Genomic DNA, 24,876 nt, shown 5'->3' on the forward strand with positions numbered 1-24,876 from the left:
GCCTGACGGGCGGTTCGGCCGCCCGTCGCGCCACCGTCTGCCAAGGATACGAACATGACCGGAACTCGCCCCATCATCCTGACCTGCGGCGAGCCCGCTGGCGTCGGTCCAGAGCTTGCGCCGAAAGCGCTGGCCGCCGGCGTCCCCTTCGTCTTTCTGGGCGATCCGCGTCACCTGCCGCCCAGCACCCGCTGGGCCGAGGTGGCGACACCTGCCGACAGGGTCGAGGATGGCGTGCTGGCGGTCCTGCGTCATGACTTTCCCGCCCCCGCCGTGCCGGGTCGTCCCGACCCTGCCAATGCCGCCGCGGTGATCGAAGTCATTGCCCGTGCCGTCCACCTGGCGCAAAGCGGCGCGGCAGGTGGCATCTGCACCCTGCCGATCAACAAGGAGGCGCTGAAGACCGGCGCCGGTTTCCCCTTCCCCGGCCATACCGAGTTTCTCGCGCATCTGGCGGGCGACGTGCCGGTTGTGATGATGCTGGCCTCGACCACGGTTTCGCCGCCCTGCCGCGTGGTGCCCGTCACCATCCATATCGCGCTGAGCGAGGTTCCCCGCGCCCTGAACCCGGTCGCGATGGAGCAGGCGATCCGCATCACCGATGCCGCCCTGCGCCGCGACTTCGCTATCGCCGCGCCGCGCATCGCCGTGGCCGGGCTGAATCCCCATGCGGGCGAGAATGGCGTGATTGGAACCGAGGAGACTGCCTGGATCGCCCCTCTGCTGGAACATCTGCGCGCCGAGGGGCTGGATATTTCCGGGCCGCTGCCCGCCGATACCATGTTCCATGCCCCGGCGCGGGCGCGCTATGATGCGGCGATCTGCGCCTATCACGATCAGGCGTTGATCCCGATCAAGACGCTGGATTTCGCGGGCGGCGTCAACGTCACGCTGGGCCTGCCCTTCGTGCGGACCTCGCCCGATCACGGCACGGCATTCGATATTGCAGGCCGCGGCATCGCCGACGCGGGCAGCGTGATCGCCGCCTTGCGCATGGCCCATGACATGGCAGGAAAAAGATGAGCGCGATTGACGGTTTGCCCCCGCTGCGCGAAGTGATCGCGCGGCACGAGTTGAAGGCCAAGAAGCAACTGGGCCAGAACTTCCTTCTGGATCTGAACCTGACGGCCAAGATCGCGCGTGCGGCGGGCGACCTTGCCGGCTGCGACGTGATCGAGGTTGGTCCAGGCCCCGGCGGCCTGACCCGCGGCCTGCTGGCCGAAGGCGCGCGCCGCGTGCTGGCGATCGAAAAGGACGCCCGCGCCATGCCCGCTTTGGCCGAGATCGCCGAGGCTTATCCGGGCCGGCTTGAGGTCATCAATGGCGACGCGCTGGAAATAGACCCGCTGCAATATCTGACGCCGCCGGTCCGCATCGTCGCGAACCTTCCCTATAATGTCGGGACCGAGCTTCTGATCCGCTGGCTGACGCCTGCCGAATGGCCGCCCTTCTGGCAGTCCCTGACCCTGATGTTTCAGAAAGAAGTGGCCGAGCGGATCGTCGCGAAGCCCGGCGGCAAGGCCTATGGCCGTCTTGCAGTGTTGGCGCAATGGCGTTCGGACGCGAAGATCGTGATGACGCTGCCGCCCGAGGCTTTCGTGCCGGCGCCCAAGATCCACTCGGCGGTCGTGCATCTGACCGCTCTGCCCGGCCCCCGTTATCCCGCCGATCCCAAGGTGTTGAACCGCGTGGTCGCCGCTGGCTTCAACCAACGGCGCAAGATGCTGCGGGCTTCGCTGAAAGGGCTGCATCCGGCCATCGAGGACATCCTGCTTGAGGCAGGTATCGCGCCCACCGCGCGGGCCGAGGAAATCGGGCTGGAGCAATTCTGCGCGCTGGCGCGGGGTCTGGCCGCCGCGCCGCGCTGAATGGCCGGGCGATTACTCGCCCGAGGCCTTTTCTGCAACTGCCGGGGTATCGGCCCCGTTTTCTGCCTTGGGCTCGCTGGTCGTGCGGCGGCGCGAACGCGTCGGCGTCGTGCCGGCTGCGGCCGGCGCGGCGGCTGTGCCGGTCGCGGCCGTGGTGCTGCGGCGACGACGCGGAGCTGCGACGGGCGCCTCTTCCGCCGGGGCGGCCGCAGCGGGGACCGCAGGCTCAACAGCGGCCGGGGTTTCGGCCACGGGCGCGGTTTCCGCGGCAGCTTCGGGCGCGGGCTTGGCACGGTTGGTTTCGGGCGTATCGACCGGGCCACGCTCTTCCTCAGCGGAAATCGCAAGCGGCAGGCCGCGTTCCTCGGAGGCTTCGGCGGCAGGGGCCGGACGCTCCTCGCGACGGTCGTCCTTGCGGTCGTCCTTGCGATCATCCCGACGGTTTTCGTCACGGCGATCATCACGGCGGTTGTCGCGACGGTTCTCCTGGCGGCCTTCACCGCGCTGTTCGTCCCGTCGGCTGTCGTCACGACGGTTGTCGTCACGACGGTTGTCTTCCCGGCGGCTATCGTCCCGACGATTGTCGTCGCCGCGGTTGTTGCCGCCCTGGCCATTGCCATTCTGAGACTGGCCGTAATCGCCCGACACATCGTCGCGGTCGTCGTCGCGACCACCGTTCTGATGCTGCTGGCGTTCGGCCTGCTCGCGCTGCGCCTCGCCCAGCATGCGGGTATAATGCTCGGCGTGCTGCAGGAAGCTCTGCTCGGCCACGCGATCGTTCGAAAGCTGAGCGTCGCGCGCAAGCGTCAGATATTTCTCGATGATCTGCTGCGGCGTGCCGCGCACCTTGCCCTCGGGGCCCGAGCTGTCAAAAACGCGGTTGACGATGTTTCCCAGCGTCGTGCGCTGGCGGTTCGACTTGTTACGCGAACGGGATTTGGATGATCTCATCAGCTTGCTGTCATTCGTGGACCGGCAATGGCCGGCTCAGGTTAGGGTCATCTCTTGCAGCGGTTGCCAGTTCAGGATTGGCCCTGAGGCTTTTCCTGTGTGACCAGTTTGAGGCTGGGAGTGCAACTGACCCGTGCGTGGGCGCTACGCCCCCGTCACAAACGCCACTAAGCATCCCGCAACGGTGCTGACAAGCAAAAATTTCACAGGATGCAGGGTTTTTGGCGATTAAGTGCTCTGCAATCCGGCTTTCCGGCCCCAGACGACGCGATCGCGCCCGTCAAGGTCGCGACAGACGGTAACACCCGCCAACCCCGCCCGGCGCATCAGCTCTGCCACCGCGTTGCCTTGGCTGGGCCCGATCTCGACCATCAGCCGGCCTTGGGGCCGAAGATGGGCGGGCGCGGCGGCACAGATGGCGCGATAGGCGGCCAGCCCGTCGCCCTCATCCGTCAGCGCCATGCGCGGTTCCCACTCCCGAACTTCGGGGGCCAGTTCCGGCATCTCGCTTTCGGCGATATAGGGCGGGTTGGACAGGATCAGGTCGAAATCGCCCGAAATCACCGCGAACCAGTCGGAAAGAACGAAATCCGCTTGTACTCCGATCATCTGGGCGTTCTGGCGCGCCACATCAAGGGCGACGGGCGAAAGATCCACTCCGAGCCCGGCAACGCCCGGACGTTCGGCCAGAACCGAGATCAGAATTGCCCCCGTCCCCGTCCCCAGGTCCAGGACGGAGCGGAATCCTTCGGTCAGTGCAAGTTCGACCAGCAGTTCGGTTTCCGGGCGCGGATCCAATGTGTCGGGCGTGACGCGGAAGTCATGCTTCCAGAAGGCGCGCCGCCCGGTGATCTGGCTGACGGGCTGGCGCGCCTCACGCGCGGCGACCATCCGGGCAAAGGCGTCCACAACCGCCTGGGGAACAGGCGCAGCCAAGTGATCACGCAGGGCGTGGCGCGGCACCGGCCAACCCAGCGCGGTTGTCAGCGCATGCAGAAACAGCGCGCGGACATCGCCGGCCGCCCCCTCGATGCCAACGGATTGCAGGCGCTTTTCGGCAGCCGAACAAAGCACGCTGCCCGTCGGATGGTCCGGCCGACCCTCGGAGGCGGTCATTCCAGTTCCGCCGCCAGCCGCGCCGCCTGGTCATGGGCGATCAACGCATCGGTGGTCTCGCCCAGATCACCCGCAATGATTCGATCCAGCGCGTAAAGCGTCAGCCCGATGCGGTGGTCCGTCATCCGACCCTGCGGGAAGTTATAGGTGCGGATACGCTCGGACCGATCGCCCGATCCGACCTGCGACCTGCGATCTGCGGCCCGCTCTGCATCGGCCCGGCTGCGTTCCAGGTCGTAAAGCCGCGCGCGCAGGACCGCCATCGCATTGGCGCGGTTCTGGTGCTGCGACTTTTCAGAACTGGTGACGATGATCCCGGTGGGCAGGTGCGTGATCCGCACGGCCGAGTCGGTGGTGTTGACGTGCTGCCCGCCCGCGCCGCTGGCACGCATCGTGTCGATGCGGATGTCGCCGGCCGGAATGTCGATATCCACCTCTTCCGCCTCGGGAAGAACGGCGACGGTGGCGGCACTGGTGTGGATCCGCCCGCCGGATTCGGTTTCGGGCACGCGCTGGACGCGATGGACGCCGGATTCATATTTCAACCGGGCAAAGACCCCCTCGCCCTCGATTCTCGCCACGGCCTCGCGCACGCCGCCCAGCTCGGATTCGGAAAGCTCGAGCAGCTGGAAGTTCCAGCCCTGCGATTCCGAGAACCGGCGATACATGTTCAACAGGTCGCCCGCGAACAGCGCGGCCTCGTCGCCACCGGTGCCGGGCCGGATTTCCAGGATCGCGGGCCGTGCGTCCGCGGCATCCTTGGGCAAAAGCGCGATGCGCAGGCGGTGCTCCAGGTCAGGCAACTGCGCGCGCAGGCGCGACAGCTCATCCTCGGCCAGCTCGCGCATCTCGGGATCGGCAAGCATGGCCTGCGCCTCTCGGATGCCGTCCTGGGCTGCGCGCCATTCGGCGATCTGGGTGACGACCGGCTTCAGCTCGGCATATTCGCGGCTGATGCGCGCGATTTCGTCAGGGGCGGGTCCGGCGTTCAGCTTCGCCTCGAGAAACTCGAAACGCTGAACGATCTGGGAAAGTCTGTCCTGGGGCAGCATGTCAGCGGGATTATCCGCTGCGCTGCCTTGCCGCAAGGCCGATCGCTTGGCCGCCAAAGCGAACACGGCAAGCGGCCGCAGAAAATCCATGATTGGCAGACGGGCTTTGCCGGTCTACACCTAATCTTACGAAGACAGAGGGTTACGGGAACGAACACAGCCCGTCGACGTTCTGATGCGGGATGACTTAACCGCCCGAATGCAACTGACTGCAGAGCCGACCACTGGAACAGCACAGGAGCACGATCGTGAAATCACCTCTTATCCTCGGCGCAATGGTACTTGTTGCAAGTGCCTGCGCCAACCAGACCCCCGAGCAACAGCACGAGGTCGCCTGCATATCGGGCAGCTTCATGGGCGCGGTGCTGGGCGGCGCAGCGGGCAGCCTGATCGGCGGCGGTGTCGGTCGCGATGTCGCCATCGCGGCAGGCTCGGTCGCTGGCGGCTATGCCGGTCAGCGTTATTCTTGCGGCTAAGGAGGAAAGCCATGAACAGAACATTTTCTGCCGTCGCCGTCTTCCTGCTTGCCGGCACCCCGACCTTCGCCCAGGTTTCGGGCAATTATCTTGCGGCCATGGACACCAACGGGGACATGTCGGTCGACGCCAACGAATTCGCGGCGTTCACCGACAAGGTCTTCACGACGCTGGACGCAGACAAGAACGGCGCGCTGTCGCAGGCGGAAGCCGGCACCACCGTTTCTGCGGAGCAGTTCACCGCGGTCGACACGAACCGGAATGGCAGCCTCAGCAAGTCCGAGTTCGCTGCCGCGGCCAAGGCCGACTTCGCCGCCTCGGATCTGGACAAGAACGGCGCGCTGAACTGATCTTGCGCGCCGCCGGACAGAAACAGGAAAAAGGGCCCGACGGGGCCCTTTTTTGTGTCGATCCGCAGGCTGAGATTACTCGGTCTTCACGGCCTCGACAGTGATCATGACCGCAACCTCGTCATCGACCGCCGGGGCAAATTTTCCGAGGTTGAATTCCGAACGTGCAATCCGGGTTTCGGCGTCGAAGCCGGCGGCGTCCTTGCCGGTCATCGGGTGCGCGCCGATCTTGTTCAGGTCAACTTCAAGCACGACGGGTTTCGTCACGCCGTTCAGCGTGAAATCGCCGGTGACTTTCGCTTCGTCATCGCCGTCCTGCTCGACCTTGGTCGACTTGAAGGTCGCGACGGCCTCGCCCTGGTCGGCGTTGAAGAAGTCAGCGCCGAACAGGTGCTTGTCCAGTTCGCGCGAGACTGTCCGCAACCCGGCCAGTGGGATCGTCGCCTCGACACTGGAATTCGCGGGATTCTCGTTGTCCAGAAGCAGCTTGCCGGTCACGCCATTGACGATGCCGGTGCTGGTCGAAAAGCCCATGTGGCCATATTCGAACACGACCTGGCTGTGCGAGGGATCGAAGTCATAGGCAACAGGCTCGGCCAGGGCAGCCGAAGCACCAAGAACAGTGAGAACGGCGACGGGGGCGACAAGGGACTTCATGCGGAGACTCCTGATTGAATTCGTCATGTTTGGCTATGTGCTGGTGAAATGCGTCAATCGCAACAAGGGTTTGACCACATCTTCCTGACAATTTCGTGTTGCCGCGCAGCGTGGAAACAGTGTCGCCGCCACGGCGATTTTCCCAGCAAACGGTCGGTTTTCCCTTGCTCCCCCGGATTTCGCCGCTATAAAGCCGCATCCTTCCGCAAATGCGAAACCGGCGCAGCCTCTCGTGGCGGGGCGCGGAGGGATTGTCCCGCCGTTGAAATGCGCCCTGATATAAAGGTAGCAGTCATGCCGCTTTACGAGCATGTGCTGATCGCCCGCCAGGACCTGTCGAACACGCAGGCCGAAGGGCTGATCGAACATTTCTCGACCGTGCTTGCCGATAACGGTGGCAAGGTCGTCGAAAACGAATACTGGGGTGTCCGCACCCTCGCCTACAAGATCAACAAGAACCGCAAGGGCCACTATGCCTTCCTGCGTTCGGACGCGCCCTCGGCCGCCGTGCAGGAAATGGAGCGCCTTGCCCGCCTGCATGACGACGTCATGCGCGTGCTGACCGTCCGCGTCGACGAGCACAAGGAAGGCCCCTCGATCCAGATGCAGAAGCGCGACGAGCGCGAGCGTGGTGATCGCGGCGACCGTGGCGACCGCGGTGATCGTGGCGACCGTGGTGGCGAACGCCGCGAGCGTCGTGACCGCGACGACCGGAACTAAGGGATAGGAACCAGAGAAATGGCTAACAAACCCTTCTTCCGCCGCCGCAAGGTCTGCCCGTTCTCGGGCGACAACGCTCCTGCGATCGACTACAAGGACACGCGCCTTCTGCAGCGTTACGTTTCGGAACGCGGCAAGATCGTGCCCTCGCGCATCACCGCCGTCTCGGCAAAGAAGCAGCGTGAGCTGGCCCGCGCCATCAAGCGCGCCCGCTTCCTCGCCCTGCTCCCCTATGCCGTGAAGTAAGGAGAGACGATCATGCAAGTCATCCTGCTGGAACGTGTGGCCCGGCTTGGCCAAATGGGCGAAGTCGTGAAAGTCAAAGACGGCTTCGCGCGTAACTTCCTGCTGCCGCAAGGCAAGGCGATGCGTGCCTCGGACGCCAACGTCAAGGCATTCGAAGAGCGCAAGGCCGACCTGGCGGTTCGCAACGACGAGACCCGCGCCGAAGCCCAGAAAGTCGCCGAGAAAATCGACGGCCAGACCTTCGTCATCATCCGCTCGGCCTCGGACGCCGGCGCGCTTTACGGCTCGGTCACCCCGCGTGACGCCGCCGAAGTCGCCAATGCCGAAGGCTTCTCGATCGAGCGCCGTCAGGTTGTCCTGACCGCCCCGATCAAGGAGCTGGGCCTGCACGACGTTCGCGTGCACCTGCACCCGGAAGTCGACGCGACGATCCACCTGAACGTCGCCCGTTCGGCCGAAGAAGCCGAACTGCAAGCTTCGGGCAAGTCGATCCAGGAACTGGCCGCGGAAGAAGATGCCGCCGCCGATTTCGAAATCGCGGAACTCTTCGACGAGATCGGCTCGGCCGGCCGCGACGAGGACGAAGCCGCGAACTGATCGCTGCTTCACCACGAAGACAAGGAAGAACGCGCCGCGAACCGGCGCGTTTTTTCATGCCTGCTGGCTGGCAAGCGGGGAACTCGGTCACGGAACATTCGCCGCATTGCGGGGTTGAGGCTGCGACCGCGCGTTTCGCACAAGGATCCGAAGATGAGCCAAGAGCCGCCCTTTGACGAACTGGACACCCCCCGCACCGAAGCGGACGTGACCAGCCAGACACGCTTTGGCCCGCGCCCGGTTCCCGAGGGTCACCACCACCCTTCGGAGCGCCCCGAGCCCCGGCGCATCCCCCCGCATGGAGATGTCTCACCCGACGGGTTGCGCGCCTATCCCCGGCCGTCGCGCCTAGCGAAATGGGTGGTCTGGGGGGGCACCGGGATCGCAGCGGCCGCCCTGACTGCCGGCACCGTAATCGCCGCGCGCCACCTGAGCGACCTGATCTCGGGTCGCGACGATGACCGCCCGCGCCCGCCGCGTCCCACGCGCCACCGGCGCGACCCCCAGCCGCCTGCGCCGCGCTTTGCCGCGCCCCCTGCGCAGGAGCCGCAGCCCCCCCGGCCCCGCCCTGCGCAGCCCCAGCCCGCACGGCGGAACCTGATGGAGGAAATCGAAGCGAATACCGCCACGCTGACCAGCAGCGTCGACAATGTGGTCAAAAGCGTGACCGCCGCCGTCGCGGGTTTCCACGGCGTCGCTTCACAAGCCAGCGCGATCATGCGTGAGTTCGGGGATGCCGCCGATCTGGTGCGCGACATTCTGGACCGGCGCGAACCTGAAGGCGACGCCACACGCGAAGCCAATGCCGAAACCGGCCCTGCCGATCACGACCCGCGCACCCACAGGCTTTAGCGCCATACCCAAACGCCGCAAGGCCGCTCAAGGCGGCCGCGGCGCGTCGACGCTTTCTGTCAAGCGTCCGTCAATTCACTGAATTGGAAAGATATTTGGTGGAGCCAAGGGGAGTCGAACCCCTGACCTCTTGAATGCCATTCAAGCGCTCTACCAACTGAGCTATGGCCCCACCGGAGGTCCAGATGACGTTTCCGCCGTCTGCGTGGGGCGTCGTATATGGGGGGTACCGGATAGGCGCAAGCGGAAAAAACATCTTTCGCGAAAGTTTTTTCCAATGCCTTGAATTTACTTATGAAACGTCGGGAACTCCACCTGTCTCACGGCACTCCAGGTGCGGCTGGCTTGGCAGCCGTGGCACAATGCGGCGCGGGGGACGTCGCGGATGGCCCGACAAGCCCTCTCAAAACCGCCTTGGTTCTTGCTATGGGACGCAAAATCCCCTAGCTAGCGCGCTGAAACACGGCGGGGGCGCGGCCTTTTGGGCCACTGCGCCACAAGGGCTATGATTGCCTCTCCCGCGCTCAGGTTGGATGAAGGAAGTCAAATGCAGGTCAAGGAAACCCAGAACGAAGGGCTGAAGCGCGGCTATCAATTCACCCTGCCCGCATCGGATCTTGCGGCACAGGTCGAAGCGAAGCTGAAAGAGGCCCAGCCCGAGGTCGAAATGAAGGGCTTCCGCAAGGGCAAGGTGCCGATGGCGCTGCTGAAGAAGCAGTTCGGCCAGCGCGTCATGGGCGACGCCATGCAGGAAGCGATCGACACCGCGCTGCGCGGCCATCTGGAGACCTCGGGCGACCGCCCGGCGCTGCAGCCGAAGGTCGAGATGGTCAACGGCGAAAGCTGGAAGGAAGGCGACGACGTGGTCGTCACCGTTTCCTATGAAGCCCTGCCCGCGATCCCGGAAGCCGATCTTTCGGGCGTCGAGCTTGAGCGTCTGGTTGTCGAAGCTGGTGACGAGCAAGTGACCGAAGCGCTGGAGAACCTTGCCAAGAATGCGCAGTCCTTCGAGGACCGCAAGAAAGGCACCAAGGCCAAGGACGGCGACCAGGTCGTGATCGACTTCAAGGGCATGGTCGACGGCGAAGCCTTCGAAGGCGGCACTGCCGAGGATTATCCGCTGGTGCTGGGCTCGAACAGCTTCATCCCCGGCTTCGAAGCGCAGCTTGTCGGCGCCAAGGCCGGTGAAGAAGTCAAGGTCGAGGTCAAGTTCCCCGAGGATTACGGCCACCCGACCCTGGCCGGCAAAGACGCGATCTTCGAGACCACCGTCAAGGCCGTCAAGGCCCCCAAGGCGGCCGAGCTTGACGACGAGCTGGCGAAGAAATTCGGTGCCGAAGACCTGGAAGCCCTGAAGGGTCAGATCCGCGAGCGTCTTGAGTCGGAATACAAGGGTGCGTCGCGCCAGATCCTCAAGCGCGCGCTGCTGGACAAGCTGGACGCGCTGGTCAAGTTCGAGCTGCCGGAATCGCTGGTCGAAGCGGAAGCACAGCAGATCGCCCACCAGCTGTGGCACGAAGAGCATCCGGAAGAGCACGGCCATAACCATGGCGAGATCGAGCTGACGGACGAGCACAAGGCTCTGGCCGAGCGCCGCGTCCGCCTGGGCCTGCTGCTGGCCGAAATCGGTCAGAAAGCCGAGATCACCGTCTCGGATCAGGAAATGACCCAGGCCGTGCTGCGCCAGGCCCGCCAATATCCGGGCCAGGAGCGTGCTTTCCTGGAATTCATCCAGCAGAACCAGCAGGCCCAGCAGCAGCTGCGCGCCCCGATCTTCGAAGACAAGGTCGTCGACCACATCGTCGAAGGCGCCAAGGTCGCGGACAAATCCGTGACCAAGGAAGAGCTGGAAAAAGCCATCGAGGCGCTGGATCAGTTCTGATCCGGCACTCGCCGCGACCGGCATCAGGGCCGCCCTTCGGGGCGGCCTTTTTCATGGCCGTGGACGGCCGTTGAGGTGGCAACCGCCCCTTCCCTGCCGCCTTCCCAATCGGGCATCAGCGCATAAAAAAACGCCCCCTCGGAAGGGGGCGTTTTCGACTGAACCAGAGGTTCTATCAGAAGCGGTAGGACGCGCGGATCTGGAACAGATCCGTGTCGAGGTCCGCGTTGTCGACATCAGCAACGTCTTTGAAGTCGTTGCGGGTGTATTCGGCACCCACGGTGAACTTGTCGTTGATCATGTAGTCAGCGCCGAGGCCGTAGGTGATCCCGGTTTCCGACAGATCACCGGCTTCCAGCTGAGCGACGCCCAGCGTGGCGTAGGGCAGGAACTTGCCCATGTCGTAGCCAGCGCGGCCACGCAGACGCCACAGATCGCCGTCCTCGTCGGTTTCGTCGAGGCTGATGCGGTTGTAGTCCAGTTCGCCACCGAGAACGAAGTTCCCGAAGTCGTGCATGTAGCCACCATGAAGGCCGTAGCCGTCCATGTCGCTGTCGCCGGCATAGTTGCTGTCGGCGCTACCTTGGCCGTACTGAACACCGGCGTACCAGCCGGTCCAGTCAACACCCGGAGCGACAGGCTCGACCGGTGCAACAACCGGCGTCTCGACGACCGGTGCAACATAGCCGCCCGCGGACGCCGCGGTCGCAGTCAGACCGGCGAGGATCGCGTAACATGCCAATTTCATGTTGTATCTCCTGTAGTAAAGGAGACACCGGCTATCAACTATGGGATTGAGACAAAAGCCAATTAATTGTGATGGAAAGTTGTATGAATAGTGTGGAACTACAACCGCACGCAGATTTCCATCGCATGCATATACGACAAATACCCGGCCCCTGCTGGGGTCGGGCAACGATCACGAAACGACTGATTTCAGATGGTGCGGGTGGAGGGACTTGAACCCCCACGCCTTGCGGCGCCAGAACCTAAATCTGGTGCGTCTGCCAATTTCGCCACACCCGCATCCGTCCCGCCGCGCCGCTTCGGCGCGCAGGGCTCGGGTCTATTAGCAAAGCCGTCTGGCAGAGGCGAGAGGGAAAATGCAGTCCCTATGCCCCAAGGTCGCGCAGCACTGCGGGCAGGGTTTCGGGCAGATCCTCGGCGATCAGGCCGGGTCCGAAACGGCGCGCGGCCTCGGCGTGAAGCCAGGCTCCGGTCCGGGCAGCGTCGGGCACGGGAAAGCCCCGTGCCATCAGCCCCGCGACCAGACCGGCCAGCACATCCCCCGATCCTGCGGTCGCCAGCCAGGGCGCGGCTTCATCACCCGTCGCCGCCGCGATCGCCGCCTGCCCATCCGGCGCGGCGATGATCGTATCCGGCCCCTTCAGCAGCACCGTCGCGCCCGTCCGCGCCGCAGCTTGCCGCGCCGCATCCAGGCGTGAATAGGCCGGGCCGCGAGCCGGGGCATCCTGCAGTCGCCGCGCAAGATCGGGAAACAGCCGCGCAAACTCTCCATCATGCGGCGTCAGCAACACCCGGTCGTGTAGCTGGCCGAACAGGCGCTCGGGCGCCTCGGCAAAAGCGGTGAGCGCGTCGGCATCAAGTACGGTGGCCCGCTTTGCCGCCAGTGCGGTGGGAACAAGCCGGGCGGCACGGTCAAGCCCCAGCCCCGGGCCAAGGCAAAGCGCGGTGATGCGCGGATCACGCAGGCGGCGGGCAAGGTCTTCCTCTTCCGCCAGGGCTTCAAGCATGATCGCGTCAAGCCGGGCCGCGTTCTCGGGCATCGCCTCGGCCGGGACGGCCAGGCTGACCAGCCCCGCCCCGATCCGCAGTGCGGCACGCGCGGCAAGGCGCGCGGCCCCGCCCCGTCCCGGACCGCCGCCAAGGATCAGGGCGTGGCCGTGGCTGTATTTATGCCCCGCGCGCTTGGCCAGCCTTGGGTCCGGCCCCGCGGAAAGGATGGCCTGCCCCGCGGCGTCGCGCCAAGGCTCCAGCCCGATGTCGCAGCAGGTTACGCTGCCGCCAAGTTCACCCCCCTCGGCCAGCACATGGCCCAGTTTGCGGCGGTGGAAGGTCACGGTCAGTTCCGCCGCGGGCAGGACGCGATCGCCCAGGACCCGGCCGCTGTCCGCACAGATGCCGCTGAGGATATCGACCGCCACGATAGGGCAGCCCGAGGCTGCGATGCCCCGCAAAAGGCCGGCCAGCTCAGCATCCAGTGGGCGCGAGATTCCTGTCCCGAACAGCGCATCGATGCACAGCCCGATCCGCTGTTCGGGCATGGCCGAAACTGCCCCGATCTCGGACACGTCGCCACGCCACAACTGGGCCGCGCCCTGCGCCTCGGACGTGGTGGGCAGCACCAGTGCTGCGACCCGGACCGACCAGCCACGCCCCGCCAGGTGCCGCGCAATGACATAGCCGTCGCCGCCATTATTGCCCGGACCGCACAGGATCAGCGCCACCTGCCCCGACGCCGCGAATCCCGGCCAGCGTGCTGCCAGAACCTGCGCCGCGGCAGCACCCGCACGCTCCATCAGGCTGCCGCCCGTCTCGACGCCGGACGCAATCGCGGCCATTTCGACCGCGCGCATCTGGCGAGTCGTCAGGATCGGCGATGTCGCGCCCATGATCGTTGCATACCTCTTAGGCTTGCTGCACAATAAAAGCGCAGTTCATTCTGATTAAGCGTTTCCATGCCGCTTTCCCCATCATGCCGCATGGACGATCTGCATCAAACCCGCCAATCAGGTCGCAGGCAAGTCGCGAGGAAGGATCAGGCGATGAAGAAAGTCGAAGCCATCATCAAGCCCTTCAAACTGGATGATGTGAAAGAAGCGCTTCAGGAAGTGGGCGTCCAGGGTCTCTCGGTCACCGAAGTCAAGGGCTTCGGCCGTCAGAAAGGCCATACCGAACTTTATCGTGGCGCCGAATACGTCGTCGACTTCCTGCCCAAGGTGAAGATCGAGATGGTGCTGCCCGACGATCTGGTCGAAGTCGCGGTGGACGCGATCATCTCGGCCGCGCGCACCGAAAAGATCGGCGACGGCAAGATCTTCATTATCCCTGTCGAACAGGCGATCCGCATCCGCACGGGTGAAACCGGCGACGACGCCGTCTGACCTGCCTGACCGGCCCAGCGGCCTTACCAAGTTTTTCCAACCGGCCGCGGCGGCCGGTCCGACTGAATGGAGGAAGGAATCCAATGCAAGTCAAAGACGTTCTGGATCTGATGAAGGACGAGGAGGTCGAATATGTCGACATCCGCTTCACCGATCCCAAGGGCAAGCTGCAGCACGTGACGCTGGTTGCGGACCTGGTTGACGAGGACTTCTTCGAAGAAGGCTTCATGTTCGACGGTTCTTCGATCGCCGGCTGGAAATCCATCGACCAGTCCGACATGAAACTGTTCCCGGACCCCTCCTCGGTCTACATCGACCCGTTCTATGCCGAAAAGACGCTTTGCGTGCATTGCAACGTGGCCGAGCCCGACACCGGCGAAGCCTATTCCCGCGACCCGCGCGGCACTGCCGTCAAGGCCGAGGCCTATCTGAAATCCTCGGGGGTCGGCGATACGGCCTATTTCGGGCCGGAAGCCGAATTCTTCCTGTTCGACGACGTGAAATACCAGATCAGCCCCCAGAAGGTCTCGTTCGAGATCGACTCGGTCGACGCCGCCTGGAACACCGACACCCATTATGAGGACGGCAACCTTGGCCACCGCGCGCCTCACAAGGGCGGCTATTTCCCGGTGAACCCGATCGACGCGGCCCAGGATCTGCGCGGCGAGATGCTCAGCACGATGAAGCGCATGGGCATCAAGGTCGACAAGCACCACCACGAGGTCGCCTCGGGCCAGCACGAGCTTGGCATGATCTTCGGCGGGTTGGTCCAGCAGGCCGACAACATCCAGAAGTACAAATACGTCATCCACAACGTCGCTGCCGCCTATGGCAAGTCCGCGACCTTCATGCCGAAGCCGATGAAGGGCGACAACGGCTCGGGGATGCATGTCAACATGTCGATCTGGAAGGACGGCAAGCCGCTGTTCGCCGGCGACAAATATGCCGACCTGTCGCAGGAAGCGCTGTATTTCATCGGCGGCATCCTGAAGCATGCGAAGGCGCTGAATGCGCTGACCAACCCGTCGACCAACAGCTACAAGCGCCTGATCCCCGGCTTCGAAGCCCCGGTCCTGCGCGCCTATTCGGCCCGCAACCGCTCGGGTTGCGTCCGTATTCCGTGGACGGAATCGCCGAAAGCCAAACGCGTCGAGGCCCGTTTCCCCGATCCGGCCGCGAACCCCTATCTCGCCTTTGCCGCGCTGCTGATGGCCGGCCTTGACGGGATCAAGAACAAGATCGATCCGGGCCCGGCTTCGGACAAGGATCTGTATGATCTGCCGCCGGAAGAACTGGCCGAGATCCCGACCGTCTGCGGTTCGCTGCGCGAAGCGCTGGAAGAGCTTGAGAAGGACATGGACTTCCTGCTGGCCGGTGACGTGTTCACCCGCGACCAGCTTGAGGCCTATATCAAGCTGAAGTGGGAAGAAGTGTACGCCTACGAGCATACCCCCCACCCGATCGAATACGCGATGTATTACAGCTGCTGATCGGCAAGGTTCGACAGGGAGAATTGGGAAAGGGCGCCGAATGGCGCCCTTTTTCGTTGCCATTGCGGTCGGACGCCCTGAACCGGGCGCCAACCTGATCAGGCCAGTTCTTCGGCCAGCGGATAGTCGGTATAGCCCTTGGCTCCGCCTCCGTAGAAGGTCGCAAAGTCGATCTCGTTCAGCGCAAGCCGTTCGCGGAAGCGGTGCGGCAGGTCGGGCGTCGCGATGAAGTCCTTGCCAAAGGCCACCGCATCGGCGCGGCCCGCCTCGACCAGCTTCTCGGCGGATTCCTGGGTCAGCCCCTCATTCGCGATAACGACGCCGCCGAAAGCCGCCTTGATGTCGGGCAGAAGGCTATCCTCGGCCAAGTGCTCGCGCACGCCCAGGAAGGCGATCTTGCGCTGGCCCAACTGGCGCGCGACATGGGTGAACAGGGCTTTCGGATCGCTGTCGCTCATGTCGTGGCTGTCGCCGCGCGGGGCCAGGTGAACGCCCACACGATCCGCGCCCCAGACGCCGATCACGGCATCGGCGATTTCTTCCAGCAGGCGGGTGCGGTTCTCGATCGAGCCGCCATACTGGTCGGTGCGGTGATTGGTGCCATCCTGCAGGAACTGGTCGATCAGATAGCCGTTCGCGGCATGGATCTGGACGCCGTCAAAACCCGCGCGCTTCGCGTTCTCGGCACCCAGGCGATAGGCTTCGACAATGGCGGGGATCTCGTCCGTTTCCAGCGCACGGGGTGTGACATAGGGACGCTTCGGCCGCACCAGGCTGACGGTGCCCTCGGGCTGGATCGCGCTGGGGGCAACCGGGGTTTCGCCATCCAGGAACTCCGGATCCGAGATGCGCCCGACATGCCAAAGCTGCAGGAAGATCACGCCGCCCTTGTCATGCACGGCTTTGATGGTCTGTTTCCAGCCTTCGACCTGTTCGTCGTTCCAGATGCCGGGCGTATCCGCATAGCCAACCCCCATCGGGGTGACGCTGGTCGCCTCGGACAGGATCATGCCGGCTTGCGCACGCTGCCCATAATACTTGGCCATCAGGGCATTCGGGACGCGGTTGTCGACAGCGCGGCTGCGCGTCAGCGGTGCCATGACGATACGGTTCTTCAGCGTCAGTGCGCCCAGCTTCAGGGGGTCGAAAAGCGTCGGCATCATATGCCCTCTTGCTAATTGCATGTCGTTTCTAGGTGTGCGCGCCCCCGACCTGCCGCAATCGCGCCAGATGCAATCCAGTATCCCGCCCGACGCATGGCTGAATGCGCGACAGCAAGGATGCGGTAAGCCGGTGCCGAGGCTCCAGTCTTTCGCTGCCTTTCCAGTTGTTTGCCGCCAAATTCTCGACCTTGCGATCTCCATGATCGCCCGCCCCTGTCGCGGCGCTGTTGCGGGCAAGGGGGCAAGCCGCTAGAACCCCCGCAAATACAGGAGAATCCGATGATCCCGCGCTATTCCCGCCCCGAAATGGTCTCCATCTGGTCGCCCGAAACCAAGTTCCGCATCTGGTACGAGATCGAGGCACATGCCTGCGACGCCCAAGCGGATCTGGGCGTGATCCCGCGCGAAAACGCCGAAGCGGTCTGGAAAGCGAAGGATGTCGAATTCGACGTCGCCCGCATCGACGAGATCGAAGCCGTCACCAAGCATGACGTCATCGCCTTCCTGACCCATCTGGCCGAACATATCGGCAGCGACGAGGCCCGCTTCGTCCATCAAGGCATGACCTCGTCCGATGTGCTGGACACCACCCTGAACGTCCAGCTGGTCCGCGCCGCGGACATCCTGCTGGCCGACATGGACCGCGTTCTGGCCGCGCTGAAAAAACGCGCGTTCGAGCACAAGGATACCGTTCGCATCGGCCGCAGCCACGGCATCCATGCGGAACCCACGACGATGGGCCTGACCTTCGCCCGCTTCTATGCCGAGATGGACCGCGGCCGCGCACGTCTTGTCGCCGCGCGCGAGGAAATTGCGACCGGCGCGATCTCGGGCGCTGTCGGCACCTTCGCCAATATCGACCCGCGCGTCGAAGAGCACGTCTGCGCGAAACTGGGTCTGAAGCCCGAGCCGATCAGCACGCAGGTCATTCCCCGCGACCGGCACGCGATGTTCTTTGCCACGCTGGGCGTCATCGCCTCGTCGATGGAAAACGTGGCGATCGAGATCCGTCACATGCAGCGCACCGAAGTGCTTGAGGCCGAGGAGTTCTTCAGCCCCGGCCAGAAGGGCAGCTCGGCCATGCCGCACAAGCGCAACCCGGTCCTGACCGAAAACCTGACCGGTCTTGCCCGTCTGGTCCGCATGGCCGTGGTTCCCGCGATGGAAAACGTCGCGCTGTGGCACGAGCGGGACATCAGCCATTCCTCGGTCGAGCGCGCCATTGGCCCGGATGCGACGATCACGCTGGATTTCGCGCTGAACCGTCTGGCCGGCGTCATTGAAAAGCTGGTCATCTATCCCGAGAACATGTTGAAGAACATGAACAAGTTCAAAGGCCTGGTCATGTCACAGCGGGTTCTTCTGGCGCTGACGCAAGCCGGTGTCAGCCGCGAAGATGCTTACCGCCTGGTCCAGCGCAACGCGATGAAGGTCTGGGAACAGGGCGCCGACTTCAAGACCGAGCTGCTGGGTGATGCCGAAGTAACGGCCGCGCTGTCTCCTGCCGAAATCGAAGAGAAGTTCGATCTTGGCTATCACACCAAGCATGTCGACACGATCTTCGCTCGTGTCTTCGGCGAAAACGGCGCGCATTAACCGCCCGTTCGGCATTTGATGCAAGACTGCCCCCGAACGGAAAACGGGGGCAGTCCATGACGGCAAATCCGGCGCTGAGCGCAAGGCAGAAGGCGGCGATCATCGTGCGCCTTGCTCTGGCCGAAGGCGATGACCTGGACCTGTCCGGCCTGCCTGCCGCGGCCCAGACCGACCTGGCGCAGGAAATGGCCCTGATGGGTCTGGTGGACCGCGAGACCCGCAATGCGGTGGTTGCCGAATTCTGCGACCGGCTTGAGGCGATCGGGCTTAGCTTTCCCGGCGATATCGACGGCACGCTGAACCTGTTGGACGGCCATTTGTCGGCCGAGACCAGCGACCGGCTGCGCCGACTGGCGGCCCTGAACGGCACCGGCGATCCCTGGGACCGGATCGCGATGCTCTCTCCCGTTCTTCTCGCCGAACTTGCCCGGACCGAGGCGGTCGAAATCGCCGCCGTAATGTTCTCCAAGCTGCCGGTGCCGCGCGCGGCCGAGGTCTTTGGCCTAATCGAGCCCGACCGCTCGCGCCAGATCGCCTATGCGATGTCCCTGACCGGAACCATCGAATCCCCGGCGCTGAACCGGATCGGGCTGGCGCTGATCCGCGCGGCCGATGCCATCCCCCGTCCCGCGATCGAGGGCAAGGCCGCCGAAAAGATCGGCGCGATCCTGAACGTGTCCTCGGCCCAGACCCGCGACGACGTCCTGTCCCGGCTTGAGAATGAAGAGCCGGAATTTGCGGGCGAAGTGCGCAAGACCATCTTCACCTGGCTCAACATCCCCAACCGCGTGGACAGTCGCGACCTGCCCCGCATCATCCGCGAGATGGATCCCGCCGTGCTGGTCAGGGCCTTTGCCGGTGCGAAGGCAGAGTATCGGGCGACCATGGACTTCTTCCTGCGCGGTCTGTCGACACGGCTTGCGGAATCCATGCGCGACGAGGTCGAGGTTCTTGGCAATGTCGCCGCGCGCGACGCGGAAGAGGCGATGGACGCGGTGGTGGCCACGATCCGCAGGATGGAGGCGGCGGGCGATCTTTTCCTGATCACCCCATTGGCCAGCGAAGATCAGGACGGCGAACTTTCCTGAGCTGCACGCACCTTGGTCCGCCCCTTGCCCAGCCCCGCCGACTGGCCTAGCTCTATCCCCCGACGGCCCGCGCGGGCCCGGTGACGGAGACCCCGATGACCAACGCCATCGCCCTTGGACTGGGGCTCGTGATTCTCGCAGTCTTCCTTGGGGATGCGATCTTCCTTCAGGGAAACCTGCCGCTTTTCCTTGGTAAGGAGTTCGCGGCGCTGATCGAGTATCTCAGCTTCTGGCGCTAACGGCACGGCCTTGGCGGATTGCCGCGCGAACTCAAGGCGCTAACATGGAAATTTCGGAGAGTTTTCGTCCCCGATCGCGCCCCAGCCATTTGCATTTCCAGATAAATGCGGGCTATCTGCCAGCCGAACATCATCAGCGGCGGAGGAAAGCCCATGGCTGTTAAGGTGGCAATCAACGGCTTCGGCCGGATCGGCCGGAACGTGCTGCGCGCAATCATCGAATCGGGACGCACCGATATCGAGGTCGTGGCGATCAACGATCTTGGCCCGGTCGAGACGAACGCGCACCTGCTGCGCTACGATTCGGTTCATGGCCGCTTCCCGGCCAAGGTCACCGTGTCGGGCGACTCGATCGATGTCGGCCGTGGGCCGATCAAGGTCACCGCGGTCCGCAATCCTGCCGATCTGCCCTGGGGCGACATCGACGTCATCATGGAATGCACCGGCATCTTCACGTCCAAGGAAAAGGTGCAGCCGCACCTGTCCACCGGCGCGAAGCGCGTGCTGATCTCGGCCCCCGGCGACAATGCGGACAAGACCATCGTCTTCGGCGTGAACGACAACACGCTGACCAAGGATGACCTGGTCGTGTCGAACGCCAGCTGCACCACCAACTGCCTGTCGCCCGTCGCCAAGGTGCTGAACGACTCGATCGGCATCGCGCGCGGCTTCATGACGACCATCCACAGCTATACCGGCGACCAACCGACGCTGGACACGATGCACAAGGATCTGTACCGCGCCCGCGCCGCCGCGCTGTCGATGATCCCGACCTCGACCGGTGCAGCCAAGGCCGTGGGCCTGGTGCTGCCCGAGCTGAAAGGTCGTCTGGACGGCGTGTCGATCCGCGTGCCGACGCCGAACGTGTCGGTCGTCGACCTGGTCTTCGAAGCCGCCCGCGAAACCTCGGTCGCCGAGATCAATGACGCGATCCGCGCCGCAGCGGATGGCCAGTTGAAGGGCATCCTGGGCTATACCGATGAGCCGCTGGTTTCGTCGGACTTCAACCACGACCCGCACAGCTCGGTCTTCCACATGGACCAGACCAAGGTGATGGAAGGCAAGCTTTGCCGTATCCTGACCTGGTACGACAACGAATGGGGCTTCTCGAACCGCATGTCGGATACCGCTGTCGCGATGGGCAAGCTGATCTGATCCGGTCCGCAGGATTGCAATGAAAAACGAACGCGCCCCGATATGGGGCGCGTTTCGCATTCAGGGGGCTGAAGCGCAGGTCAGGACTTGCGCGACAGTCGTTTCACATTGGCCTTGGTCCGCCGGCGATAGGGGCGCAACGCCGCCGCCATGACCTTGTCCGCCCGCTCGCCACGCCCGGCGGCACGCAGCGCCGCCAGCATCGCCTCGGACGCCGCATCGGCCTTTTCCACGACCATGCGCGCGGGCTCACCCACGTCTTGGGGCACCAGCCCCATCATCCCCGCCGTGCGCATCGCGATCACCATCTGCGATTCCCAAGCGATCCGCGTCATCTGCTGCCACAGCAGAAAAGGATTGCCCACCGCGAACGGATCCGGCTTGCCATTCGCCATCTCGATCTCCGATCTTTAGTCACAGGCCAAGAAATTTGCGCCCTTGATCCCCGCTTGCCAAGTCATTCTTTCCGACAGGGCCTGCAGGCTATTTTCATGGCAACCCGCCCGGTATACAGGAACCCCATGACAAACTCCGTGACGCTCCGACGCCCCGACGACTGGCATCTGCACCTGCGTGATGGCGAGATGCTTGCTGCAGTTGCAGCATATTCCAGCCATTTCGGCCGGGCCATCATCATGCCGAATCTTGTGCCCCCCGTCGTGACCGGGGCGCAGGCCGCCGCCTATCGCGATCGCATTCTTGCTGCATTGCCGCAAAATGTGACGCTGCGTCCGCTGATGACGCTGTACCTGACCGAAGCCACAGATCCGGCTGATCTGGTCGCGGCGCACGCGCAGGGAATCATTACGGCGGTTAAGCTTTACCCGGCCGGCGCGACCACGAACTCGGCCTCGGGCGTGCGCGACTTTGACAAGGTCCGTCCCGTGCTGGAGGCGATGGCCGAAGCGGGCATCCCGCTTTGCACGCATGGCGAAGTCACCGATCCCGCCATCGACATCTTCGACCGCGAGGCCGTGTTCATTGACCGGGTGCTGGATCCGATCCGCCGCGCGACCCCCGGCCTGCGCGTGGTGATGGAACATATCACCACCTCGGACGGGGCGGATTACGTCAGCGCGAACGACAATATCGGCGCGACCATCACGACCCATCATCTGGTCATCAACCGCAACCACATCCTAGTGGGCGGAATCCGGCCGCATTACTATTGCCTGCCAGTCGCCAAACGCGAAAGCCACCGGTTGGCACTGCGCAAGGCGGCAACCTCGGGGGATGCGCGGTTCTTCCTTGGGACCGACTCGGCGCCCCATCCCGACCGCGCCAAGGAATCGGCCTGCGGCTGCGCTGGCTGCTTCACGGCGCCGAACACCATGTCGATCCTTGCGCAGGTCTTCGAACAGGATGGCGCGCTGGACCGGCTTGAGGGCTTTGCCTCGCTTCACGGACCGGCTTTCTATGGGTTGCCCCCGAACGAGGACCGGATCCGTCTTGTCAAGCGCGACCAGCCGGCCTCATACCCGACCCATATCTCTGCCGGAGACGAGACCGTGACCGTGTTCGACCCCGGCTTCCCGCTGTATTGGCATGTCGAGGATCCCGCATGACCCTGCCCTTCCCCCCGCGCGAGGAAATCGCCCGGCTGACCGCCCGGATGCTTCTGGAAATCAAGGCCGTGCATTTCAACGCGGCCGAGCCCTTCACCTATGCATCGGGCCTGAAGGGGCCGACCTATATCGACTGCCGCAAGCTGATCTCGTATCCGCGCATCCGCTCGACCCTGATGGATTTCCTGGCCGCGACCGTGCTGCGCGACGCAGGCTTCGACGCTTTCGACAATATCGCGGGCGGCGAGACGGCGGGCATTCCCTTTGCCGCATTCATCGCGGAGCGCCTGCAACTGCCGATGACCTATGTGCGCAAGAAGCCCAAGGGTTACGGCCGCAACGCCCGCATCGAAGGCGCCATGACCGAAGGACAGCGCGTCCTGCTGGTCGAGGATCTGACCACCGATGGCGGCTCGAAGCTGAGCTTCGTCGATGCGATCCGCGAAACGGGCGCCAGCTGCGGCCACACTGCGGTGATCTTCTATTACGGCATCTTCCCGGAAACGACCCAGCGCCTGGCCGATCACGGCGTCCAGCTTCACCACCTGTGCACCTGGTGGGACGTGCTGGCCGAGGCACGCCAGCAGGGCTTCTATGACCAGGAAACGTTGGCCGAAGTCGAAAGCTTCCTGACCGATCCGCGCGCCTGGCAGGCCGCCCATCCCTGAACGGCGGGGCGCAAGCGTCCTGCTTCATCGTTTTGCAAATACCCATGCTGCCCCCGCCACCTGCGCAGGGGCAGCATTTTGTCCCCAGCTTATCCACAGCATATCCAGATGGACCCCCGCCGTCATAAGGTGGATAAGAACCCACACCCCCAGTCGAACATCCGGAGTCATCAGGGATGAGCGAGCTACGCGCCGTCGAAATCAGGAACCCCAGCGAAATCGCCGAGGCCGCAGCCAGTCAGGCCGTGCCCTTCTCGATCGAGGCCGAGCAGCAGCTTCTGGGCGCGCTCCTGACCAATAACGAGGTCTATGACCACGTTTCGCGCATCATCCAGCCGCGCCATTTCTATGATCCGGTCCATCGCCGCATCTATGAGATCTGCATCGAGCGCATCGCCAAGAACGCGCTGGCCAGCCCGGTGACGATCAAGGCCTTCATGGAAAACGACGCGGGACTGAAGGAACTTGGCGGCCCGGCCTATCTTGCGCGGTTGGCGGGGGCGGCGATTTCGTCCCATGCTGCGCGCGACTATGCCCAGATGATCCGCGAATTCGCGCTGCGGCGCGACCTGATCTCGCTGGGGCAGGATATCGCCGCGCGCGCCACGACCGTGTCCGTCAGCGACTCGGCCGAGGACCAGATCAAGGAAGCCGAACAGACGCTTTACAAGCTGGGCGAACAGGGCGTGGCCGAACGGGGCTTTCAAAGCTTCCTGTCCGCCGTCAGCGGCGCGCTGACCGCCGCGAACGCGGCTTTCAGCCGGGGCGGCGGGCTGTCGGGCATATCGACGGGCCTGATCGACCTTGATGGCAAGATGGGCGGCCTGAACCGCTCGGACCTGATCATCCTGGCGGGTCGCCCCTCGATGGGCAAAACCTCGCTGGCGACCAACATCGCCTTCAACGTGGCCAAGGTGCACCGCATGGGCGAGATGCCCGACGGCACCCACGGCACCGTCGCCGGCGGCGTCGTCGGCTTCTTCAGTCTGGAAATGTCGGCCGAGCAGCTTGCCGCGCGGATCCTGTCCGAAGCGGCCGAGGTGCCCAGCGAATCCATCCGTCGCGGCGATATGACCGAGGATGAGTTCCGCCGTTTCGTCAAGGCGGCGCATGACCTGCAGAACTGCCCGCTTTACATCGACGACACCCCGGCTTTGCCGATCAACCAGCTGGCCGCGCGCGCGCGCAAGCTGAAGCGGACGATGGGCCTCGACGTGCTGATCGTCGACTATCTTCAGCTTCTGCGCGCCGCATCTGCCAAGGACAGCCGGGTGAACGAGGTCTCCGAGATCACCCAGGGGCTGAAGGCAGTCGCCAAGGAACTCGACATCCCGGTCATTGCGCTGTCGCAGCTGTCGCGCGCCGTCGAAAGCCGCGAGGACAAGCGCCCGCAACTGTCCGACTTGCGCGAATCCGGCTCGATCGAGCAGGACGCAGATATCGTGATGTTCGTCTTCCGCGAGGAATATTACCGCGAACGCGAAAAGCCCGCCGACCACGAACTCGACAAGATGGCCAACTGGCAGCAGATCATGGAGGCCTGTCACGGCAAGGCCGAGGTCATCATCGGCAAGCAGCGTCACGGCCCCATCGGCACCGTCGAGCTAAGCTTCGAAGGCCGCTTCACGCGCTTCGGCAACCTTGAGAAGCACCGCAGCTGGGATCGTACCGAATGAACCTGCCTGTTCCCGTAATGACGATCGGGCTGCTCCTGGCCTCGAACGTCTTCATGACCTTCGCCTGGTATGGGCACCTAAAGTTCAAGGCCGCGCCACTGATGATCGTGGTCCTGGTCAGCTGGGGCATCGCCTTTTTTGAATACCTGCTGCAGGTTCCCGCGAAGCGCATCGGCTATGGCCATTTCAACGCGGCCCAGCTGAAGACCATTCAGGAGGTCATCAGCCTTTCGGTCTTCGTCATCTTTTCCTGGGCCTATCTGGGCGAGAAGATCACCTGGAACGTCATGCTGGGCTTTGGCCTGATCTGCCTTGGCGCGTTCATGATCTTTTCGAATTTCGGC

General features: G+C 64.1%; 26 protein-coding genes, 2 tRNA genes and 1 pseudogene. 19 read left to right on the forward strand and 10 right to left on the reverse strand.

The genetic code is table 11. The features are described from left to right. The first annotated feature begins 54 nt into the window (after positions 1 to 54). Both pdxA and rsmA read left to right on the forward strand, forming a co-directional pair. Entirely contained in the window at positions 55 to 1,023 is a 969-nt protein-coding gene (gene pdxA / locus ACO2Q4_RS07420) for a 4-hydroxythreonine-4-phosphate dehydrogenase PdxA (RefSeq protein WP_423318403.1), read from the forward strand. Continuing rightward, complete coding sequence (gene rsmA, locus ACO2Q4_RS07425; RefSeq protein WP_311758697.1) at positions 1,020 to 1,868, forward strand: 16S rRNA (adenine(1518)-N(6)/adenine(1519)-N(6))-dimethyltransferase RsmA; 849 nt, start codon at positions 1,020 to 1,022, stop codon at positions 1,866 to 1,868. Before pdxA ends, rsmA begins: the two co-directional genes overlap by 4 nt. A gap of 12 nt (positions 1,869 to 1,880) precedes the next feature. Here the strand turns inward: rsmA and ACO2Q4_RS07430 are convergent, their stop codons facing one another. The 3 genes from ACO2Q4_RS07430 to prfA form a co-directional block, all read right to left on the reverse strand. Then, complete coding sequence (locus tag ACO2Q4_RS07430; protein ID WP_423318405.1) at positions 1,881 to 2,819, reverse strand: DUF4167 domain-containing protein; 939 nt, start codon at positions 2,817 to 2,819, stop codon at positions 1,881 to 1,883. Positions 2,820 to 3,047: 228 nt separating this feature from the next. Then, positions 3,048 to 3,935, reverse strand: coding sequence for a peptide chain release factor N(5)-glutamine methyltransferase (gene prmC / locus ACO2Q4_RS07435; protein WP_423318406.1), 888 nt, complete (start codon positions 3,933 to 3,935; stop codon positions 3,048 to 3,050). Beyond that, on the reverse strand, positions 3,932 to 4,987 hold the full coding sequence (prfA, locus tag ACO2Q4_RS07440) for a peptide chain release factor 1 (RefSeq protein ID WP_311758694.1): 1,056 nt from the start codon (positions 4,985 to 4,987) through the stop codon (positions 3,932 to 3,934). Before prfA ends, prmC begins: the two co-directional genes overlap by 4 nt. Positions 4,988 to 5,235: 248 nt before the next feature. On the opposite strand from prfA, the gene ACO2Q4_RS07445 reads away from it, so the two are divergent. Both ACO2Q4_RS07445 and ACO2Q4_RS07450 read left to right on the forward strand, forming a co-directional pair. After that, entirely contained in the window at positions 5,236 to 5,463 is a 228-nt protein-coding gene (locus tag ACO2Q4_RS07445) for a glycine zipper 2TM domain-containing protein (RefSeq protein WP_311758693.1), read from the forward strand. Between the two features lie 11 nt (positions 5,464 to 5,474). Then, complete coding sequence (locus ACO2Q4_RS07450) at positions 5,475 to 5,813, forward strand: hypothetical protein (RefSeq protein WP_311758692.1); 339 nt, start codon at positions 5,475 to 5,477, stop codon at positions 5,811 to 5,813. Positions 5,814 to 5,888: 75 nt separating this feature from the next. On the opposite strand, the gene ACO2Q4_RS07455 is transcribed toward ACO2Q4_RS07450, so the two are convergent. Then, the gene (locus tag ACO2Q4_RS07455) at positions 5,889 to 6,470 is read right to left on the reverse strand and encodes a YceI family protein (RefSeq protein WP_423318409.1); all 582 of its coding nucleotides are present in this window, start codon (positions 6,468 to 6,470) and stop codon (positions 5,889 to 5,891) included. Between the two features lie 294 nt (positions 6,471 to 6,764). Here ACO2Q4_RS07455 and rpsF point away from each other — a divergent pair, with 294 nt between their 5' ends. From rpsF to ACO2Q4_RS07475, 4 genes are all read left to right on the forward strand, one after another. Continuing rightward, entirely contained in the window at positions 6,765 to 7,190 is a 426-nt protein-coding gene (gene rpsF, locus ACO2Q4_RS07460) for a 30S ribosomal protein S6 (protein WP_311758690.1), read from the forward strand. Between the two features lie 18 nt (positions 7,191 to 7,208). After that, positions 7,209 to 7,436 carry a 30S ribosomal protein S18 gene (rpsR, locus tag ACO2Q4_RS07465; protein WP_022704737.1) on the forward strand — a complete coding sequence of 76 codons (228 nt, stop codon included), beginning with the start codon at positions 7,209 to 7,211 and terminating at the stop codon, positions 7,434 to 7,436. 12 nt (positions 7,437 to 7,448) lie between these two features. Next, positions 7,449 to 8,033 carry a 50S ribosomal protein L9 gene (gene rplI, locus ACO2Q4_RS07470; protein WP_311758689.1) on the forward strand — a complete coding sequence of 195 codons (585 nt, stop codon included), beginning with the start codon at positions 7,449 to 7,451 and terminating at the stop codon, positions 8,031 to 8,033. A gap of 153 nt (positions 8,034 to 8,186) precedes the next feature. Continuing rightward, positions 8,187 to 8,885, forward strand: coding sequence for a hypothetical protein (locus ACO2Q4_RS07475; protein ID WP_423318412.1), 699 nt, complete (start codon positions 8,187 to 8,189; stop codon positions 8,883 to 8,885). 96 nt (positions 8,886 to 8,981) lie between these two features. On the opposite strand, the gene ACO2Q4_RS07480 is transcribed toward ACO2Q4_RS07475, so the two are convergent. Further along, a tRNA-Ala gene (locus ACO2Q4_RS07480) sits at positions 8,982 to 9,057 on the reverse strand. 375 nt (positions 9,058 to 9,432) lie between these two features. On the opposite strand from ACO2Q4_RS07480, the gene tig reads away from it, so the two are divergent. Then, entirely contained in the window at positions 9,433 to 10,767 is a 1,335-nt protein-coding gene (gene tig, locus ACO2Q4_RS07485) for a trigger factor (protein WP_311758687.1), read from the forward strand. A 175-nt stretch (positions 10,768 to 10,942) separates the two neighbouring features. Here the strand turns inward: tig and ACO2Q4_RS07490 are convergent, their stop codons facing one another. The 3 genes from ACO2Q4_RS07490 to ACO2Q4_RS07500 form a co-directional block, all read right to left on the reverse strand. Then, entirely contained in the window at positions 10,943 to 11,515 is a 573-nt protein-coding gene (locus ACO2Q4_RS07490; RefSeq protein WP_311758686.1) for an outer membrane protein, read from the reverse strand. 193 nt (positions 11,516 to 11,708) lie between these two features. Beyond that, positions 11,709 to 11,793, reverse strand: a tRNA-Leu gene (locus tag ACO2Q4_RS07495). Positions 11,794 to 11,879: 86 nt separating this feature from the next. Then, positions 11,880 to 13,400, reverse strand: a complete 1,521-nt coding sequence (locus ACO2Q4_RS07500; protein ID WP_423318414.1) for an NAD(P)H-hydrate dehydratase — start codon at positions 13,398 to 13,400, stop codon at positions 11,880 to 11,882. Between the two features lie 153 nt (positions 13,401 to 13,553). On the opposite strand from ACO2Q4_RS07500, the gene ACO2Q4_RS07505 reads away from it, so the two are divergent. Both ACO2Q4_RS07505 and glnA read left to right on the forward strand, forming a co-directional pair. After that, a complete protein-coding gene (locus ACO2Q4_RS07505) occupies positions 13,554 to 13,892 on the forward strand; it encodes a P-II family nitrogen regulator (protein WP_311758684.1) in 339 nt (112 codons plus the stop codon). Positions 13,893 to 13,975: 83 nt separating this feature from the next. Beyond that, positions 13,976 to 15,382 (forward strand): type I glutamate--ammonia ligase, encoded by a 1,407-nt coding sequence (gene glnA, locus ACO2Q4_RS07510; RefSeq protein ID WP_311758683.1) that lies wholly within the window; start codon positions 13,976 to 13,978, stop codon positions 15,380 to 15,382. Between the two features lie 98 nt (positions 15,383 to 15,480). On the opposite strand, the gene ACO2Q4_RS07515 is transcribed toward glnA, so the two are convergent. After that, a complete protein-coding gene (locus ACO2Q4_RS07515; protein WP_423318663.1) occupies positions 15,481 to 16,542 on the reverse strand; it encodes an alkene reductase in 1,062 nt (353 codons plus the stop codon). Positions 16,543 to 16,824: 282 nt separating this feature from the next. Here ACO2Q4_RS07515 and purB point away from each other — a divergent pair, with 282 nt between their 5' ends. The 4 genes from purB to gap all read left to right on the forward strand — a co-directional run bounded on the left by purB (position 16,825) and on the right by gap (position 20,623). Continuing rightward, entirely contained in the window at positions 16,825 to 18,141 is a 1,317-nt protein-coding gene (gene purB, locus ACO2Q4_RS07520) for an adenylosuccinate lyase (protein ID WP_311758681.1), read from the forward strand. Between the two features lie 56 nt (positions 18,142 to 18,197). Beyond that, positions 18,198 to 19,229, forward strand: coding sequence for a FliG C-terminal domain-containing protein (locus ACO2Q4_RS07525; RefSeq protein ID WP_423318417.1), 1,032 nt, complete (start codon positions 18,198 to 18,200; stop codon positions 19,227 to 19,229). A gap of 95 nt (positions 19,230 to 19,324) precedes the next feature. Continuing rightward, on the forward strand, positions 19,325 to 19,468 hold the full coding sequence (locus ACO2Q4_RS07530; protein ID WP_311758679.1) for a hypothetical protein: 144 nt from the start codon (positions 19,325 to 19,327) through the stop codon (positions 19,466 to 19,468). 153 nt (positions 19,469 to 19,621) lie between these two features. After that, complete coding sequence (gap, locus tag ACO2Q4_RS07535) at positions 19,622 to 20,623, forward strand: type I glyceraldehyde-3-phosphate dehydrogenase (RefSeq protein ID WP_311758678.1); 1,002 nt, start codon at positions 19,622 to 19,624, stop codon at positions 20,621 to 20,623. Between the two features lie 80 nt (positions 20,624 to 20,703). Here the strand turns inward: gap and ACO2Q4_RS07540 are convergent, their stop codons facing one another. Then, positions 20,704 to 21,018, reverse strand: a complete 315-nt coding sequence (locus ACO2Q4_RS07540; protein ID WP_423318420.1) for an antibiotic ABC transporter — start codon at positions 21,016 to 21,018, stop codon at positions 20,704 to 20,706. 126 nt (positions 21,019 to 21,144) lie between these two features. On the opposite strand from ACO2Q4_RS07540, the gene pyrC reads away from it, so the two are divergent. The 4 genes and pseudogenes from pyrC to ACO2Q4_RS07560 all read left to right on the forward strand — a co-directional run. Then, positions 21,145 to 22,188, forward strand: coding sequence for a dihydroorotase (gene pyrC / locus ACO2Q4_RS07545; RefSeq protein WP_423318421.1), 1,044 nt, complete (start codon positions 21,145 to 21,147; stop codon positions 22,186 to 22,188). Continuing rightward, entirely contained in the window at positions 22,185 to 22,856 is a 672-nt protein-coding gene (locus ACO2Q4_RS07550; RefSeq protein ID WP_311758675.1) for an orotate phosphoribosyltransferase, read from the forward strand. Before pyrC ends, ACO2Q4_RS07550 begins: the two co-directional genes overlap by 4 nt. Positions 22,857 to 23,032: 176 nt before the next feature. Then, positions 23,033 to 24,532, forward strand: a complete 1,500-nt coding sequence (locus tag ACO2Q4_RS07555; RefSeq protein WP_423318423.1) for a replicative DNA helicase — start codon at positions 23,033 to 23,035, stop codon at positions 24,530 to 24,532. Further along, positions 24,529 to 24,873: pseudogene (locus ACO2Q4_RS07560) on the forward strand (DMT family protein); the annotation flags it as partial. The gene ACO2Q4_RS07555 and the pseudogene ACO2Q4_RS07560, both read left to right, overlap by 4 nt. Positions 24,874 to 24,876: the final 3 nt, after the last annotated feature.

It is taken from the genome of Paracoccus sp. KR1-242, assembly GCF_049446195.1.
GTDB lineage: Bacteria > Pseudomonadota > Alphaproteobacteria > Rhodobacterales > Rhodobacteraceae > Paracoccus > Paracoccus broussonetiae.

What these genes read in the sequence shown, in the direction of transcription:
- pdxA (WP_423318403.1), top strand. Translation starts at nt 55, where the DNA reads ATGACCGGAACTCGCCCCATCATCCTGACCTGCGGCGAGCCCGCTGGC.
- pyrC (WP_423318421.1), top strand. Translation starts at nt 21,145, where the DNA reads ATGACAAACTCCGTGACGCTCCGACGCCCCGACGACTGGCATCTGCAC.
- ACO2Q4_RS07515 (WP_423318663.1), bottom strand. Translation starts at nt 16,542, where the DNA reads ATGCCGACGCTTTTCGACCCCCTGAAGCTGGGCGCACTGACGCTGAAG.
- glnA (WP_311758683.1), top strand. Translation starts at nt 13,976, where the DNA reads ATGCAAGTCAAAGACGTTCTGGATCTGATGAAGGACGAGGAGGTCGAA.
- tig (WP_311758687.1), top strand. Translation starts at nt 9,433, where the DNA reads ATGCAGGTCAAGGAAACCCAGAACGAAGGGCTGAAGCGCGGCTATCAA.
- prmC (WP_423318406.1), bottom strand. Translation starts at nt 3,935, where the DNA reads ATGACCGCCTCCGAGGGTCGGCCGGACCATCCGACGGGCAGCGTGCTT.
- ACO2Q4_RS07490 (WP_311758686.1), bottom strand. Translation starts at nt 11,515, where the DNA reads ATGAAATTGGCATGTTACGCGATCCTCGCCGGTCTGACTGCGACCGCG.
- ACO2Q4_RS07450 (WP_311758692.1), top strand. Translation starts at nt 5,475, where the DNA reads ATGAACAGAACATTTTCTGCCGTCGCCGTCTTCCTGCTTGCCGGCACC.
- ACO2Q4_RS07500 (WP_423318414.1), bottom strand. Translation starts at nt 13,400, where the DNA reads ATGGGCGCGACATCGCCGATCCTGACGACTCGCCAGATGCGCGCGGTC.
- ACO2Q4_RS07430 (WP_423318405.1), bottom strand. Translation starts at nt 2,819, where the DNA reads ATGAGATCATCCAAATCCCGTTCGCGTAACAAGTCGAACCGCCAGCGC.
- ACO2Q4_RS07530 (WP_311758679.1), top strand. Translation starts at nt 19,325, where the DNA reads ATGACCAACGCCATCGCCCTTGGACTGGGGCTCGTGATTCTCGCAGTC.
- prfA (WP_311758694.1), bottom strand. Translation starts at nt 4,987, where the DNA reads ATGCTGCCCCAGGACAGACTTTCCCAGATCGTTCAGCGTTTCGAGTTT.
- rsmA (WP_311758697.1), top strand. Translation starts at nt 1,020, where the DNA reads ATGAGCGCGATTGACGGTTTGCCCCCGCTGCGCGAAGTGATCGCGCGG.
- ACO2Q4_RS07475 (WP_423318412.1), top strand. Translation starts at nt 8,187, where the DNA reads ATGAGCCAAGAGCCGCCCTTTGACGAACTGGACACCCCCCGCACCGAA.
- ACO2Q4_RS07525 (WP_423318417.1), top strand. Translation starts at nt 18,198, where the DNA reads ATGACGGCAAATCCGGCGCTGAGCGCAAGGCAGAAGGCGGCGATCATC.
- rpsR (WP_022704737.1), top strand. Translation starts at nt 7,209, where the DNA reads ATGGCTAACAAACCCTTCTTCCGCCGCCGCAAGGTCTGCCCGTTCTCG.
- ACO2Q4_RS07455 (WP_423318409.1), bottom strand. Translation starts at nt 6,470, where the DNA reads ATGAAGTCCCTTGTCGCCCCCGTCGCCGTTCTCACTGTTCTTGGTGCT.
- rplI (WP_311758689.1), top strand. Translation starts at nt 7,449, where the DNA reads ATGCAAGTCATCCTGCTGGAACGTGTGGCCCGGCTTGGCCAAATGGGC.
- gap (WP_311758678.1), top strand. Translation starts at nt 19,622, where the DNA reads ATGGCTGTTAAGGTGGCAATCAACGGCTTCGGCCGGATCGGCCGGAAC.
- rpsF (WP_311758690.1), top strand. Translation starts at nt 6,765, where the DNA reads ATGCCGCTTTACGAGCATGTGCTGATCGCCCGCCAGGACCTGTCGAAC.
- ACO2Q4_RS07540 (WP_423318420.1), bottom strand. Translation starts at nt 21,018, where the DNA reads ATGGCGAATGGCAAGCCGGATCCGTTCGCGGTGGGCAATCCTTTTCTG.
- ACO2Q4_RS07555 (WP_423318423.1), top strand. Translation starts at nt 23,033, where the DNA reads ATGAGCGAGCTACGCGCCGTCGAAATCAGGAACCCCAGCGAAATCGCC.
- ACO2Q4_RS07550 (WP_311758675.1), top strand. Translation starts at nt 22,185, where the DNA reads ATGACCCTGCCCTTCCCCCCGCGCGAGGAAATCGCCCGGCTGACCGCC.
- ACO2Q4_RS07505 (WP_311758684.1), top strand. Translation starts at nt 13,554, where the DNA reads ATGAAGAAAGTCGAAGCCATCATCAAGCCCTTCAAACTGGATGATGTG.
- purB (WP_311758681.1), top strand. Translation starts at nt 16,825, where the DNA reads ATGATCCCGCGCTATTCCCGCCCCGAAATGGTCTCCATCTGGTCGCCC.